The 14,135-nt window shown below is 55.7% G+C and carries 10 protein-coding genes; 8 read left to right on the forward strand and 2 right to left on the reverse strand.

Translation table 11 applies throughout. The features are described 5' to 3' along the window. Nucleotides 1-1,085: 1,085 nt before the first annotated feature. From AXF13_RS04890 to AXF13_RS04900, 3 genes are all read left to right on the forward strand, one after another. Complete coding sequence (locus AXF13_RS04890; protein ID WP_223299975.1) at nt 1,086-1,685, forward strand: phage tail protein; 600 nt, start codon at nt 1,086-1,088, stop codon at nt 1,683-1,685. Between the two features lie 80 nt (nt 1,686-1,765). Further along, nucleotides 1,766-2,824: a tyrosine-type recombinase/integrase gene (locus tag AXF13_RS04895; protein WP_062251875.1), complete on the forward strand. Its 1,059-nt coding sequence runs from the start codon at nt 1,766-1,768 to the stop codon at nt 2,822-2,824. Nucleotides 2,825-3,534: 710 nt separating this feature from the next. After that, on the forward strand, nt 3,535-3,990 hold the full coding sequence (locus AXF13_RS04900; protein WP_062251876.1) for a DUF4822 domain-containing protein: 456 nt from the start codon (nt 3,535-3,537) through the stop codon (nt 3,988-3,990). A 714-nt stretch (nt 3,991-4,704) separates the two neighbouring features. On the opposite strand, the gene AXF13_RS17435 is transcribed toward AXF13_RS04900, so the two are convergent. Both AXF13_RS17435 and AXF13_RS04905 read right to left on the reverse strand, forming a co-directional pair. Continuing rightward, the gene (locus AXF13_RS17435) at nt 4,705-4,890 is read right to left on the reverse strand and encodes a (2Fe-2S)-binding protein (protein ID WP_083521960.1); all 186 of its coding nucleotides are present in this window, start codon (nt 4,888-4,890) and stop codon (nt 4,705-4,707) included. 344 nt (nt 4,891-5,234) lie between these two features. After that, nucleotides 5,235-7,199 (reverse strand): sigma 54-interacting transcriptional regulator, encoded by a 1,965-nt coding sequence (locus AXF13_RS04905; protein WP_062251877.1) that lies wholly within the window; start codon nt 7,197-7,199, stop codon nt 5,235-5,237. 384 nt (nt 7,200-7,583) lie between these two features. Between AXF13_RS04905 and AXF13_RS04910 the strand changes: the two genes are divergently transcribed. The 5 genes from AXF13_RS04910 (at nt 7,584) to AXF13_RS04930 (ending at nt 13,119) form a co-directional block, all read left to right on the forward strand. Next, nucleotides 7,584-9,218 carry a rhodanese-like domain-containing protein gene (locus tag AXF13_RS04910; protein WP_083521961.1) on the forward strand — a complete coding sequence of 545 codons (1,635 nt, stop codon included), beginning with the start codon at nt 7,584-7,586 and terminating at the stop codon, nt 9,216-9,218. Between the two features lie 39 nt (nt 9,219-9,257). Next, nucleotides 9,258-10,793: a tripartite tricarboxylate transporter permease gene (locus AXF13_RS04915; RefSeq protein ID WP_062251879.1), complete on the forward strand. Its 1,536-nt coding sequence runs from the start codon at nt 9,258-9,260 to the stop codon at nt 10,791-10,793. Further along, on the forward strand, nt 10,786-11,241 hold the full coding sequence (locus AXF13_RS04920; protein WP_062251880.1) for a tripartite tricarboxylate transporter TctB family protein: 456 nt from the start codon (nt 10,786-10,788) through the stop codon (nt 11,239-11,241). Before AXF13_RS04915 ends, AXF13_RS04920 begins: the two co-directional genes overlap by 8 nt. Before the next feature lie 61 nt (nt 11,242-11,302). Then, the gene (locus AXF13_RS04925; RefSeq protein ID WP_062251881.1) at nt 11,303-12,277 is read left to right on the forward strand and encodes a tripartite tricarboxylate transporter substrate binding protein; all 975 of its coding nucleotides are present in this window, start codon (nt 11,303-11,305) and stop codon (nt 12,275-12,277) included. A gap of 83 nt (nt 12,278-12,360) precedes the next feature. After that, entirely contained in the window at nt 12,361-13,119 is a 759-nt protein-coding gene (locus AXF13_RS04930; protein WP_062251882.1) for a sulfite exporter TauE/SafE family protein, read from the forward strand. Nucleotides 13,120-14,135 lie beyond the last annotated feature (1,016 nt).

The following is a 14,135-nucleotide window of genomic DNA, read 5'->3' on the forward strand; positions in this document are numbered from 1 at the left end:
ATCTGATATCGGTTTCTCAGCCTCTAATGTTGTGTCCACCGGCCCGCAGAACGTACCTCCCCACATTTGGCAGCCCATTATCCTTTACCTCGGGCGGCCCAAGTAGAGGATCATGGGGACATTAACACTAGGCGGCATGACGGTGGATGATGCGCCGTAGATGGAGTTGGAGTGGGAGGCATCCAGCGTAGGAATATAGATATCTTTGTCGGTAACGCCGTTTACAAAAGTGCCACACTTCATGCCCTCGGTGTTCAGGCTAAGAAAAAACGCGCCAACATGCGTCATGCCAGAACTACGCGTACCGATTTTGCCAGTAATGTTTGGCAACCCCGGCGCGTTGTAGCCTCCCGCCATCCCATCGGCCCCGAGCGCCCAATTTCGGAAAGGCCGGAGGCCAGCGAAGAAACCGTTTAACCCTATGGAGTTTTCAAAGAGCCGTGCGCGTTTCCGAGCTTGGACGCTGGGACAGGGGCGGGAGGCCGGAGCTTGGCAGACTGATACGGGGCGAGAGGTTTCTGGTACTTTTGGTGGTTTTTCTCCGACGCCATCTGGAGCCTTTACCTCCTCAAACGATGTCCGCAATATTGGTGCTGGCAACAACCACAGTTACGTTTTGTATACAATGGCCGCTTCTCTTGCGTGGGGCAGCGAGCATACAGGAACGGAATTTACCCCTCCACACATCTGGCAGCCTATCATCCTATATCTGGGCCGCTCTGCCCAAGTAGAGGATCACCGGGATATCAACGCTGGGCGGCATGACCGTGGATGATGCTCCATAGACATCGTTACTTTTGGATGCGTCGATACCGAGTGCATAGCCTTTGCCATAGTTGGAGGATGACATTGCGCTGCCATGTGTGCACTGCGACCCCTTGATGATAGCACCGTTTACAAGGCCAGCGGCGACACTACCTCCAGGGGAGATAAATCCGTCCTCGTTGCCGACAGCCGTCGCTTGTCCCGTAATGTTGGGCAGCCCTGGTTTGTTGTGACTCCCCGCCATCCCATCGGCCCCGAGCGCCCAATTTCGGAAAGGCGAAGTGCAAAACAATAACCCTCAACCATAAAAGGAGATGCTCATGAGCACTATCCACACATTCGACCTGCGCACCGGCGCGTTTATCAACTCTCGCCCTGCCCAGGTTGTGGGCGGCAAAGAGCTTACCGTTTGCGCCAACGCCACACCCGTGGCCCCGCCTACCGATATCCCGACCGGACACGCGGCCCGCTGGACGGGCAGCGCTTGGGAGGTAGTGGAGGATCACCGCCAGCACATGGATTCCAAAGGCACCAAAATCGGCGGCACGCCCTATTGGCAGCCCGCAGAAGGCGACGACTGGCAAAGTCCTCCGCGTTACACTGAGGAACTCGGCCCGCTGCCCGAGGGGGCCGTGACGGAACGCCCGAAAAAACCGCTGTCCGTCCTCAAGGCCGAAAAGGAGCGCGAGATCACGGCGGCTTGCGACGCGGCCATTGTGGCCAGCCTGACCATGCCCACGTCCGCGCCGTCCTCCGCCGAGGTCGCCGTGGCCGCCGCCTCGCTGGCCAGTATCGACCCGGACGGACCGGATACGCTGCTGGCTCTGCACACGGCCCGGCGCGACGAACTGCTGGCCGCCGTGGCCGCAGCCGATTCCACCGCCGCCCTGGCCGACGTTGAGGTCAGCTATGCGGTGTAGTCCGTAACCAGGCCCGGCCGGGCCGCTCTTTGACAATTACATAGAGAATCGACCGATAAGGCACACAAAAGGAGGTTGTTATGCCTGTTGTGTGCCTGAAGTACAAACGCAAACCCTGGGTGGTCAAATACCGCGAGCCGTGGAGCGGCAGGCCTCGCCAGCGGGCTTTTGCGGCCGAGGCCGAGGCCCGCGCCTTTGAGGATGCCCAGGCATCGCTCTATGAGCGGGAGCGGGCCATCATCAAGGCCGTGCGACGGCGGAGAGCCCAGGGTCGCCCGGCAAGTCTCACAATAGCCGAAGTGCTTGATCGTTATCTGGACAGCCTGGGCAATCCGTCCACCAGAGCCGCCAGCGCATACCATCTGCGGCTGTTTGCGGACATCTACGGCCAGCGCAAGGCCCACTGTCTGACTTTGGAGGACGTGGGGGCGTTTCTCACGTTGCAGCAGCAGCGCGGCGTGAGCAAAAGCACAGCCTGCCGCCGCATGGGCATCGTCCGGGCCGCCTATCACTGGGCGGCCCGCTGGGGCTTGCTGCCCACCAATCCACTGGCGGGCCTGCAACTGGCCAGCCCCGCGCCGCAGACACCGGACCCGCCCACGGCCCGTGAAGCTCGGATGCTCTATGCGACCGCCGCGCCGCATGTGCGGCGGGTGATCGCCCTGGGCATGGCCACCGGCGCGCGCATAGGTCCGTCAGAGCTTTTTCGTCTACGCTGGACGGATATTGATACGCGCGGAGCCGTGCTACGTATGCCTAATGCGGCCAAGGGCGCACGGGCCGAGGCCCGTGAGGTGCCCTTGCGGCAGGATGTTCTGCGCCTGCTGCGGCGCTGGGAAGCGGAAGACGCGGCCCTGGGCTGTCCCTGGGTCATCCACTACAGAGGGCGGCCCGTGCGCAGCATCAGCCGGGCCTGGCGCAATACACTGCGCCGGGCGGGTATTGAGCGACGCATCCGGCCCTATGACCTGCGCCACGCTTTTGCGAGTCGGGCGCTGGACAATGCGGCGGACCTGAAGTGCGTGGCTGAGGTCATGGGCCACGCCAACGAAAAAATGATCGTGAGATTTTACCGCCATACCAGCGCCAGACAGCGCCGCAAGGCGGTAAATGCGGCCCCGTCGCTGGAGCTGGAATAGTTTCGGCAGAGGCGGGGGCATAGATGGAGACGTAGGGAATTTAGCATCCGTTCAATTTTGATCTAAAGAAAAATGGGGAGAGATTGCCTGGACGGGCAGAGGGAAAGGGGGGAGAGGGGATAATTTACTATGTGTTAAATCATGTGCAAAACAGATACAAAACATGAGCATAGGCGTGCATACGATAAAAAGCTAACTACCTGATATCTAAAAAATACGCGCATGGGGGCGCGGCCTCTCAAGCCGCTAAGACGGGTTCAAATCCCGTTGGTGACGCCATTTTCCGAAGATTGTAATTGGCGGCATGCGACAATTACACCTTTTAGAGGCTCGAAGGGCATTCCTTTGAGCCTCTTTTTTGTGTGTATATGGAACCCTTTCCGCCTGACGCGCGAGGATGGCTTGATTGTGTCCGGCTTTCGCCGGCCTGTTGTTCCACCGGCCTTCCTTGGCGCGGACATACAGGGCGCGGCGGACGCCTTCCCTGCCGCGGGCGTCTCAATTTCGAGCCGGGTTTATGATCAGGTTGGTCGGAAAGCGTTTGGCCTCGTCCGGGTCCATGCGTAAACGTTCTCCTCCACTCTGGAGCAGGGAGCGGGATCGACAACTATGGCGTGACTTGTAATCAAAAACGCTATGTATTAGACTTTATATCCGGATAAACCTGTAACCCTCTGTTTTATACAGACCATCTGAACAAGAGACTTACAATGAAGCATATATTTTGCCTGTTGCTGGCATTTTTTATACTCGCCGCAAACGCCTATGCGGCCGAAAAAGCCCCAAGTGCACCTGTCGCTCTGAATCCTTATGAACAAATAATGGTCGGAAAGGTGTGGATTACAACGGACGCCGTGGATCAGAAGGGTGCCAGCGTACCCGCCGAGGATGAAAAGGTGGCGGCATTCTTCGGTAAAGCGGAATATTTTCCCGACCACGCCTTCAAGATGGTCACTCTGGACGGCAAACCGAAGATGCACGGACTTTGGAACATGACGGCGGACGGGAAAACCAGGAACCTCACGGTGCGGGATGACACGGGCAAGACCCGTTTCACCCGGGAAGTGGAAAACGTAAAAGTGACCGACGGCGAATACACCTACCGTATTTACCCGAACAGCGAGAATAAAGCCGAACACATCGATATCATACATAAGCCGCGATAATGCCGCTGCGTTAAGGGGCCGGGTCGGAAAACGCCGCAAAGTGCTTTTCTGGCCCGGCCACAGCCGCTTCATGCCCGGTTTCGACCGTGAACATGGAGCGTTTTTTTTTGCATGCAAAAAATCTCCAGGCGGGCGCGGACACGGTTACGGACGGCATGATTACGGATCCTGTTTCAGCCCCGCCATCTACGGTATGGTGTTCAGCTTCCATTTCCGTCATCTTTCACAATCGTCATTGCGACTGCCATGGATTGTTGAGCGTTGGCGCTGGCTTTTCAGAGCGTCCTTTTCCGGGTACTCACGACGGCACTCTTGCCGCCGTGTCCTATCAAGAACAAGTACTTTAATTTGAACTTGTTACAGCCGAAAAAAGCAAACAGCGCCGGAAAGCGAGGAAGAGAAGGGAGCACGGCAAAGAAAACGGTTTTTTATTGATACTTTCACACAATAAAGAGGATAGAGAGCGCCGAGGCTATATAAAAATTTATATAATCGCGGCGTTCTGCATTCAGAAATTATGTTTACTGAGCAAAAATTGTCTTGTGTCAGAGCATTTACAAATTTTCAATGTGAAAATGCTCCGGCGGTAGCATGAGTTGACGCCCGCGGCCACAGCCTGCGGGCAATGCGAGAATGTCAATTCTCAAAGTTACTCTGCTCTGGTCAGGAAGTGCTGCTCTTCTCGCCGAGAAGGATACGGATTTCCTGTGAACATCATCTGCCGCGTGGATTTTTTTCAGCACATCGCTCTTGAGTACATGCCCCTGTGACAGCGCGAATATCGTCAATCGTCTTGGCTCCCTGTTGAATGGCGCGCAACACTTCTCCTTTGCTGATGCAGGAACACCAGCATACATATTCATCGTCTGGCGCGAATCGGATGTCACTTGTAAATTTCATAGATTATCCCCTTAGATAGATGATACCTCATGCCCATACCCATGCAATAGCTGCTTGCGCGGCCGTGTGGGGATGGTGTACCGCTCCCTCCTTGCTCACTGGCTCGGCTGGATACGATATGGCCATGTGCCCCAACCATATTATTCTGAACAATGCCCGACGCCGCGCTGCTCCCCCCGACGCCGCGCAAAAACAACATCCGGTAATCCGGAACAGTTGGCCCCACAAGGGCAAACTGTTCCGGGAACGTTCGGCTCTCACCAGCGAAGTGTTGCCGGGCGCCGTAAATAAGGAGCGGGTACGGCTACCCTCGGGACTAAGCGTCTTGGCTACATAGTTACTTCTCAGCACTTTTTGAGCAGGCGGCACAAGGAGGAATATCCGATACCAAGGTGTTGCGCGGCCTGTTTCTTGTCACCGCCGTAGAAATCCATAGTTTTTTTCAGAATGGCGTCACGGGCAATGTCCAGACTTTGCTTGAGTGTCCAGCGCGGATTCGTAAGCTGATCCATTTCTTGCGGAAGAGAGGACAAGGGGCTGCGGCGCTGCCTAGGGAGCGCCGCGGCTGACGGAGAAAGAACCTCCACACCATCCGTGCTGTGTTCGTTCATGATGCTGGCCAACAACGCCGGATCGGGCGGATTATCCCCCAGGAGAAGCAGATAGTTCTCCATAATAGCCAGCAATTCCCGCACATTGCCCGGCCACTCGTAGCGGCGCAGACATTCCAGGATAGGCGCGGACAGATCTTTTATGCTGCAATGATATTTTTTTAGCAGATTATCCAGCAGGATGGGGATATCCTCAAGACGGCGACGCAATGGCGGCACGCTCAACTTGAATGTGGACAAACGATAATAGAGATCCATGCGGAACAAGCCCGCTTGCACCAACTGGAGAAGAGGCTTGTTGGAGGCGCAGATAACGCGCACATCCACCGGGTACATGCGATTGCCGCCAACCCGGAGTACTTCCCGTGTTTCAAGAACACGTAAAAGGCGTAGCTGCGTTTCTTCGCTGATATCGCCGATTTCATCCAGAAAAAGTGTCCCCTTATGGGCCATTTCAAAATAACCGGCTTTCCCGCCGCGCTTTGCTCCGGTAAAAGCTCCTTCTTCATATCCAAAGAGTTCACTCTCGATCAATTGAGCGGGAACCGCGGAAATGTTGACGGGCACAAAGGGCTTGTTTTTTCGAAGGCTGGCCGCGTGCAGGGCATGCGCGGCCAGCTCCTTGCCTGAGCCGGTCTCCCCTTGGATGAATATGTTCACGTCCGACGGCGCATACTGGCGCAGCTTTTCTTTCATTTGCCGCACCGGCTGGCTTTGCCCTTTGATGTCTTCGATGGTCGTGCGGGCGGACAAGCCGCGGGAGTACAATTCCTTATTGATCTTGTTGCTGATGCTTTGCAGTGACGGCGTGTCTCGAAAAAGGCTGACCGCGCATGGAGTATCGGAATATAAGATAAGCGGATACGTCGTGGCGATGAACGCCTCGCCCCGTAGGTCGACCAGCCTATTTTCCCGAGGCGTCAGATCCCGCAAGGTGTCGAGAAGCCCAAGAGGTTGGAAGAAAGAGCTGAAAAACGTTTCGTCCGCCTGCGGTGACACCTTGAGCAACTGGTAGGCCGCTTTATTGGCAATGAGGACGTGCTGTTCCGAATCAATACAGAGTACGCCCTCTTGCAGATGTTCCATGATCATCATCATGTTGCCGTTGCGGCGCTTGGCCTCACGCTGCGAGTGGGCAAGGTGGCGGCCGCGCTTGAACGCCAGCTGGATGCTTCGGTGAGTAGGTTTGATGATGAATCCCCGGCCGCCGTATTCTTCCATACATGCCTTGCTCACGCCGCCGCCGATGAGCACCTTGAAACCCTGCAGCACACATTGTTGTATGGCTTGCCGCATCATTTCCGGCGAGTCATAGATGGCGCTTTGCACCTTTATATTTAACAGGCGCTCCATTTCAACGGCTATGGTATCGTGAAATTCGTCTTGGTATGATGCCAGAATAATCTTGTCAGAATACTGTTTTGCCACGCGCAGCGCTCTGAGCACGTCCATGTCGGAACGTTCAATTTTGACAACAGAGTGCGGCACGGAACGGAAAATGGTGTCGCCTGTACCGCCGTGGCATAAAATCACTTCAAAGCCGTTATCAAGGCATTCGCGCGCCATTTTTGGCCCTGTTTCGAAATTGACAAGTTCATAGTGAATCTCGTCAGGTGAATTAAGCATGGCATTTTTGCATTCTTCAATGATCTCATATGAATGCACAAGAAGGGCAAAGCGGTATTTTTCTTGCTTCATATTTATGTACCTCTTGATAAAGTAAATATTATATCAGTTTATTTTACAGCATATTAATAAAATTATAATTTTTGTATATACTAGACTTTTGAGCATAAAATATTTTAACTGCCAATAAGAGTCTTATTCGGATAAAAGGATGTTACAGAAATATTTTCTCAAAAACAAGAAAAATCTTAAAATATGCATATATTCTCATTAAAGAGAACATCAAGTTTTAAGTGTTCTTTCTAAAAAATAAATAAATCAAGTTAGTTATAAAAAAAGCGAGACAACGCTAACATTGGCATAATTCCTGCTTAAGTAAAGCTACAGCATACAGCATCACTATGTAGATGCTTTTATTTGATAATAGAATACTACATTGTTCAGAAGGAGCCATGTATGACTGCTGTAGCATCCTGCATTTCTGTGCATGACTTGCATGAAATATTGCGCGGAAAGACGGAATTTGCCCTGCTTGATGTGCGCGAGCAAGAAGAATTTTCCAGATCACATCTTTTATTGGCGTGCTGTACTCCCTTAAGCAGATTGGAGTTGATCGTCGAGCCGCTTGTCCCCTGCAAGGAAGCGTCTGTTTTTGTGATGGATGATGGCCTATCGGAGGACCTCGGGCGGAGTGGACGCGCCGCTGACGTCCTGCTGGCTATGGGTTACCGTGCCGTCAATGTCGTTGAGGGGGGGGTGAAGGCATGGAGCGATGCTGGTTTCGTCACCTTTAACGGGGTCGGCGCTCTGAGCAAGGGCTTTGGCGAATATGTTGAAGTGGTGCAAGGCACGCCGCGTCTGCCCCCCGAGGAGATCAAGGCCCTGCTCGACGACGCCCAAGTCCGGAGCATCGTCATTGATGTCAGACCCGCCGTCGAATACCGCAATATGAACATACCGGGCAGCATAAATCTGCCCGGTTGTGAAGTGACCTATCGCCTGGCCGAAGTGGTCAAAGATTCCGAGACGACCATCGTCATCAACTGTGCCGGGCGGACAAGAAGCATTATTGGTACGCAGACCCTGGTCAATGCCGCTATCCCCAATCAGGTCGTAGCCCTCAAGGGAGGCACCATGAACTGGCAGCTTGCGGGTTTCGACCTGGAGTACGGTTCTACTCGGCCGATGCCCCCCATTACGGTGGAAGGCTGGCAGATCGCCGAACAGCGTATTCGCAAGGTTGCCGAAGCGTACCATGTCCGCTTCGTTGAGCCACAGGAGGTCGCCGTCTGGCAGACGGAGGCGGCCCACAAAACGCTCTATCTTTTTGACGTGCGCCAACCCCAGGAATACGCATCTGGACATATCCCAGGCTCGATCTCTGCCCAGGGCGGCCAGCTGGTCCAGGCCACGGATGAATATGCGGCTGTGCGCAACGGGCGCTATGTTCTTATGGACGACGATGAGCTGCGCGCCATCATGACGGCCCACTGGCTGCAGCAGATGGGCTTGCCCCAGGTTTTTGTGCTGAAAGGCGGCATTTTCCGCGCGGCCTCCGTACTGGCCCCCCAAGGTTTGACCGAAGGGGAGGGCCGTACCGCAGGCCATGCTCCCACAGGCGGCGTCAGCGTCTCTGAAGCCGCATTGTGGCTGGAAAGCGGGATCGGTGCATTGTGCATCAACGTGGGGGACAGCAATCTGCACCGCGCCCGCCATATTCCCGGTGCGAAATGGGTCGCCCGGGCGTATCTGCCGCGGGTACGCGCATTTTACCCTCAGGCCGAGCGCATCATCCTGACCGCCGAGCAAAGCGCCCATGCGGCGCTGGCGGCGCAGGACGCCCACAGCCTCTGGCCGGACGCCGCCGTCAGCTTTATCCGGGGTGGCACTCCCGCCTGGGAAAAGGCGTGCCTGCCCCTTGAAGCGGGCATGCCCTGCGCCCTGTGCGCCGAAGACGACATCTGGTATCGCCCCTATACCGATCTCAATGCCTCAAAAGAGGCCATGCAAGGCTATTTTGACTGGGAGTCCGGGCTGGTGGACAAGATCAGGGCCGACGGATGCGTCAACTTTAGCGTCAAAAGCCGGTGAACCGGGCTCATCGTAAAGTTGTTTTGAGGAGTATTGACCATGGAACAACTGCTTGAGTATTTACCCAGCGTCCTGACCTGGTCCAATTTTCTGGTGCTTGTCTGCGGTTCCGTCGGCGGGCTTTTCTTCGGCGCCATGCCGGGCCTGAGCCCCACCATGGCCGTGGCCCTGCTGGTGCCCTTTACCTTCTACATGCCGCCGGTGCCTTCCCTGCTCCTGCTGGGCGCGGTCTATACTTCCGCCGTGGCGGGCGGCTCCATTTCGGCTATTTTGCTGAGTATACCCGGGGCACCTGCCTCCATTGCCACATTGCTTGACGGCTATCCCATGGCCAAGCAGGGCCGGGCGCAGGAAGCGCTGTACACCACATTCTTTTCCTCCCTGATTGGCGGCGTTGTTGGAGCTCTCGCCCTGATCTTCCTCACGCCCCCCATGTCCGAATTCGCTATGCGGTTCGGCCCGTCCGAACTCTTCTGGACAACCGTTTTCGGCATCACCGTCATTGCCGGGCTTTCTTCGGGGGCCATGCTCAAGGGACTTTTCGGCGGCGCACTGGGCCTCTTGCTGGGCTGCATCGGCGAAAGCAACGTCACAGGCGAGGGCCGCTTTATCTTTCATGAGATGCTGACTGCGGGCATAGCCATCGTGCCAGCCCTTATTGGTCTATTCGCTGTTCCACAGGTCGTCGAGATGATGGAGGATTCACATGTCGTTTTTGAAAAATTGAAGGTGCAGATCAAAGGCGGGCTTTTACGCAAAGTTATCAAAAATCATGTCAAGTATCTGCGCACCCTGACCCTCGGCAGCATTCTCGGCACCATCATCGGCGTTATCCCTGGGGCGGGCGCACAGGTGGCAGGCCTGATGGCCTATGACCAAGTGAAGAAGATGGACAAAAATCCGGAGCGCTTCGGTACGGGCGATCCTGAGGGCGTCTGCGCCAGCGAATGCGCTAACAACGCCACCGTGGCTCCGGCCTGTATTCCGCTTTTGACCCTGTCCATCCCCGGCAGCCCGACGGCCGCCGTTCTTTTGGGCGGCCTGCTGATTCAGGGACTGCTCCCCGGGCCTGAACTGTTCACCAAAAACGCCGACATCACATATCCATTCATCATCGGCATGTTCATCGCCCAGTTTTTTATGTTTGGTTTCGGTATCCTCGCCTCGCGCTATACGCATGTCGTGAGCAATGTGCCCAACTACATGATGTTCGGCATTGTGATGATCCTCTGCGTCTTTGGCTCTTATTGCGTACAGAACAGCTTTGCGGATGTCCTTATCATGTTTTGTCTGGGCGCGCTGATGCTGTTGTTCAAAAAACTGGGCATCCCCAGTGCTCCCATCGTGCTGGGCATCATCCTCGGCCCTCTGGCGGAAGAAAATTTCCTGCGCGGCAGACTGATCGCCAATACCGACGTGGGGATGTGGCAATATTTCTTTAGCGGCGTGCTGAATCAGACGCTCATCAGCCTTTGCCTGCTGTCGCTGATTTATGCCGTCTGCAGCGAGATTAGGTTTGCCCGCAGGGCCAAGGCCCGGCTCGCCGTCCGGAAAAAGGAGACCACCCATGCCTAAGGAATTCGCCGCAGCGTTGACTATGACTCTCATCATCGTCTTTTTTGCTTTTTATCTGGATGGCCCGCAAGACGAGCAATCCCTGCTGGTTCCCCAGTTTCTTCTGTGTCTGATGGTTTTTTTTAATGCGGGGCAGTATATTCTGGCCTTTCTCCGCAACAGACAGAAGATCGACAGCGTGCTGACGCTCAGGGGCTATCCGCTAAAACGGGTAGGCATTCTGTGCGCCCTCACAGTGCTGTATATCGCCGTTTTGGAATGGATGGGATTTTATCTGGCTTCCTTCATCTATCTGATAACCGTGTCGCTGATCGCCCAGCCCATGGCGGTCACTCCTGCGGGCGCGCTCAAACGATCGGCTGTCGCCTTTGCCTGTATCAGTTTTCTGTATCTGCTCTTCACCGTGGGTTTGACCGTCCAAATTCCCAAAGGCTTTATGCCGTTTTAACGGTTGTCCGGTTTCCGCTGGGAACCTCGTGTTTTTCACACTCTAACAAAGGAGATATGGTATGAACCGCGTTTTTCGCTTCGTGCTTTGCGCTGCGCTCCTGCTGTTGCCAGCGACGCTCAAGGCTGCCGACCCGGCCGATGACTACCCCTCCGGGCCCATTACGGCTGTGTGCACCTATTCCGTCGGCTCCCAGACAGACGTGCAGGCCCGCATTGGTGCCATGCCCGCTGAAAAATACTTTGGCCAGCCTATCGTCATACTGAACAAGGCCGGCGCGGGAGGCCTGACCGGATGGAACTGGTTCATGGACCGGGGCAGCCGCGATGGTCTGACCATGACTGTTTACAATCTGCCCAACTTCATCGCACAGTCCATCGTTAAAAAGAACGCCAAGTACAGCATCCGCACGCTTGAACCTCTGGCTAATTTTGCTGCGGACCCGGTGGTGCTCTTCGTGCCTAAGGATTCCCCCTTCAACAGTGTGGCCGACGTGGTGGCCTACGCCAAGGCAAATCCCGGCAAGGTCACCCTGAACGGTTCGGGTCTTTTTGTGGGGCATCACATCGCTCTTTTGCTTTTACAGAAAGAAGCCGGGATCAATCTGACCTATATCCCTGAAAAGGGCGGATCTGATTCCCTACAATCTGTCTTGGCGGGCAAGGTCATGGGCAGCTTCAACAACCTGTCCATCGCCATGCGCGCCCCGGACAAGATTAAGGTCCTGGGGATCGCTGATCTGCAACGTCATGAATTCATGCCAGAGGTGCCTACCTTTATTGAGCAGGGTTACAAGTCTCTGGATGATGCCACGACCAACTTCCGCGGCTACGCCCTGCCTGCGGGCGTGGACAAGGCTATCGTGGAGAAGGCCGCCCAAAAGGCCTATGAAATGTTCAATGATCCCATCGTAATCGAGAACATGAAGAAGACCGGCGTCCCATACCGCATACTGGACCGCCAAGCCATGCTCAAGATATTCGAAAAGCGCGAAGCGATCCTCAAAGATTTACTCCAGGCGTTCGTTGAAAAGTAAATCAGCCCGTCCTGCGGCCCGATGGAGAAGGCAATGCTCCATCGGGCTTTTTTTGTCGGGGCCGCACCACTCCTGAGGGATGTATGACAACCGCAGAATTGACAATTTTACTTGTCAGTACAGCTTTCGCCGCCTTCCTGAAAAGCGGGGCGGGCATCGGCACCGGGCTTTTTCTACTCCCGGCCCTGAGCCTGATCTTCGACCCTTTCAAAGCCTTGGCTGCCACTGCGCCACTCTTGCTCATCATGGACATCATGGCTGTCGGTTGCCACTGGAAGCGGTGGGTCGGCCCCCCTGCCCTGACAGTCATGACGGGGCTTTCCGTCATCGGCGTGCTGTGTGGCAGCTTGGCTGTGCCGCATCTGCCCACCAACGTCCTGAAAATATTGATCGGCCTCATCGGTGTGATCTATGCCCTGAGTAACCTCTTGCCCTTCAGGGGGCTACAGTATCTGACATCCCATCTGCCAGCCTCATTCGCGGCAACAGCCATACCCGCATATCTGTCTTCCTTTCTGGGGGGGCTGTTCAACGTCGTCAATGCAGGCAGCGTGTTCTACGCCTTCAGCATGGTGCATCTCAAACTGGAGAGCCGGGTTTTCGTCGCCACCTGCTGCGTGTTGATCCTGATCAGCAATTTCGTCAGAGCCGTCGGCTTTTCCCTGAATGGCATCCTGCCGCCCGAGTTGATTATTACCGCCCTGAAGCTGAGCCCCATCATCGCCGTCTTCAGCTGGCTGGGCAGCAGGATCGTAGCCCGTTGCCCACCGTCCTTGTTTCGTAATCTGGTCTTTCTCCTGATCCTGGTCATGTGCACTAAAACGCTTTCAGCAGCGTTCTGACGCGGTCACGGTCCTCATACGCAGCATGCCCGACAGGAAAGGAGGGTATCGCCATGCGCTTTGCCGTTTTGGCCGCGATCATCGCGCTGGTACTGATCCTGATTCTGGCTTCCTCAACCAGATAACAGTTGACCCCGAACCATCACGAGTAGTCATGGCTGCCGTGCTAAAGGCGCTCACGCGCTGTGCCAGCCCCGATTCCTGTTGACGCAGGGGCCAGAGTTCTTTTTTTAAAGAACGCCTCCATGCCTGCTTGGCAAGCATCAGGGCCGGGCGCGGATCAGATAGCGCACCTTGGTTCACGGGGCGATTTTCGGAGGCCGTAGGAACGACCCTGCTGGCGTCAAAATTGAGAGCAGATCGTCCGCGTAATCCCTCGCCTGCAAACTTTCGTGCTCCCCCAGCGCCACCGGCAAGAGCGCCATAATAATACACCCCTGACCTAGGCGAATCTCCACTGCTCCCTGTTATGTTTCGGATCGCATCGCCCTGGATCATACCGAGTTCACCACTTTGGTGAACCACGCTACCATAATGGCTTGAGGTCTGAGCCCCATATCCGCGCAAAAAAAGCCCGCGCAGATCCGGCGTCTGCCCGCCGAGAAGCGCAAACAGTTCCGGGTACGCGCTCAGGACCCTGGAAAAGGGCTCAGGGCCTGGCGCGGATCAGGTAACGAACAGCGGTGTTCACGGGGCGATTTTCAGATGCGGTGGGCACACATCGCGACAAGTCAAAACTAACGTCATAAGGATAGCCGTATCCGTCTACAGCGACCTTTTGCCCTCCACCGCCCCCGACCCTGAACGGGCCTGTTCCTTCTCGCCACATTCCCGCGACTCTTGCATCGAAAGTACCTGTCACATTTCGTATGGCATCGCCTTGCTGGGCGCCCAGGGCGGCGCTGTTCCCCCCGTGCCCCCTGAGAAACAAACCCCGCAGATCGGGCGTCTGGCCGCCGACAATAGCGAACAGTTCCGGGTACGCGCCCTGGGCCCCGAAACGGGGCTCAGGGCTT

This window comes from Desulfovibrio fairfieldensis (assembly GCF_001553605.1).
Classification (GTDB): Bacteria; Desulfobacterota; Desulfovibrionia; order Desulfovibrionales; family Desulfovibrionaceae; genus Desulfovibrio; species Desulfovibrio fairfieldensis.

Excerpts from the sequence above, each read along its gene's own strand:
- AXF13_RS04925 (WP_062251881.1), top strand. The coding sequence starts at position 11,303 with ATGAACCGCGTTTTTCGCTTCGTGCTTTGCGCTGCGCTCCTGCTGTTG.
- AXF13_RS04900 (WP_062251876.1), top strand. The coding sequence starts at position 3,535 with ATGAAGCATATATTTTGCCTGTTGCTGGCATTTTTTATACTCGCCGCA.
- AXF13_RS17435 (WP_083521960.1), bottom strand. The coding sequence starts at position 4,890 with ATGAAATTTACAAGTGACATCCGATTCGCGCCAGACGATGAATATGTA.
- AXF13_RS04890 (WP_223299975.1), top strand. The coding sequence starts at position 1,086 with ATGAGCACTATCCACACATTCGACCTGCGCACCGGCGCGTTTATCAAC.
- AXF13_RS04895 (WP_062251875.1), top strand. The coding sequence starts at position 1,766 with ATGCCTGTTGTGTGCCTGAAGTACAAACGCAAACCCTGGGTGGTCAAA.
- AXF13_RS04915 (WP_062251879.1), top strand. The coding sequence starts at position 9,258 with ATGGAACAACTGCTTGAGTATTTACCCAGCGTCCTGACCTGGTCCAAT.
- AXF13_RS04905 (WP_062251877.1), bottom strand. The coding sequence starts at position 7,199 with ATGAAGCAAGAAAAATACCGCTTTGCCCTTCTTGTGCATTCATATGAG.
- AXF13_RS04920 (WP_062251880.1), top strand. The coding sequence starts at position 10,786 with ATGCCTAAGGAATTCGCCGCAGCGTTGACTATGACTCTCATCATCGTC.
- AXF13_RS04930 (WP_062251882.1), top strand. The coding sequence starts at position 12,361 with ATGACAACCGCAGAATTGACAATTTTACTTGTCAGTACAGCTTTCGCC.
- AXF13_RS04910 (WP_083521961.1), top strand. The coding sequence starts at position 7,584 with ATGACTGCTGTAGCATCCTGCATTTCTGTGCATGACTTGCATGAAATA.